A 992-nucleotide genomic window follows, 5' to 3' on the forward strand; every position below is an offset into this window, starting at 1 on the left:
TGGCAGAGTAAAACTTGAAGTGCGACATAAACCACCTAATTAATTTAAAGGGTTTATGGAGTATATAAAATTGTCATACCATCATCTTAACTTTGAAGATCGTACTGCATTAATGCTTGAGTCAAGAAAAGAAGGCTTTTCAGCCAGAAAATTTGCTGAACTTATTAAAAGACATCCTAGTACGATCTATCGTGAGCTTAAAAGAAATAGCATCAATGACGTTTATCAAGCTCAATATGCTTCTGATAACACTTTTGCTAGACGTAGACGTGGTCACAGAAAACTCAAAATCGATTCAATCCTCTGGAAATTTATTGTTGAAGCGATCCGTTGTTTATGGTCTCCTCAGCAAATAGCAAAGCGTTTAAAGACATTTCCTGATTTGGATCAAACAATGAATGTAAGCCATACAACGATTTATTCAACGATACGAGCATTACCCAAGGGTGAGTTGAAAAAAGACTTATTATCCTGTCTACGTCATGAAAATAAAAAGCGAAAAGCTAACGGTGAACCTAAAAAAGATTCTATATTACAGGATATTAAAACTATTCATGAGCGCCCAGCCGAAGTTCAAGAAAGAAAAATACCGGGTCATTGGGAAGCTGATTTAATTAAAGGTAAAGACAATAAAAGTTCGATAGCAACACTTATTGAACGAAATACACGGCTCTGTATCTTGGCAACATTACCTGATGCAAAGGCAGAATCAGTGCGCAAGGCTTTAACTGAAGCTCTGAAATATTTACCTGCAGAACTGCGTAAAACGTTGACCTATGACCGTGGACGTGAGATGTCAGAACATAAAATACTCGAAGAAGATTTAGGCATAGATGTATATTTCTGTGACCCACATTCACCCTGGCAAAAAGGCACATGCGAAAATATGAATGGTTTAATTAGGCAATATTTACCTAAAGGGATTGATTTAAATCAGGCAGATCAGCATTATTTAAATCAAGTTGCCATGTCACTGAATACTCGTCCTAGAA

At 36.5% G+C, this 992-nt stretch carries 1 protein-coding gene; it reads left to right on the forward strand.

The window, feature by feature from the left end:
• Positions 1–112 precede the first annotated feature (112 nt).
• Positions 113–992: IS30-like element ISAba125 family transposase (locus DYI81_RS17835; RefSeq protein ID WP_240627457.1), on the forward strand; the 880-nt coding region annotated here is incomplete at its 3' end.

Source organism: Acinetobacter sp. SWAC5 (genome assembly GCF_003419885.1).
In the GTDB taxonomy this organism is placed as follows: domain Bacteria; phylum Pseudomonadota; class Gammaproteobacteria; order Pseudomonadales; family Moraxellaceae; genus Acinetobacter; species Acinetobacter cumulans.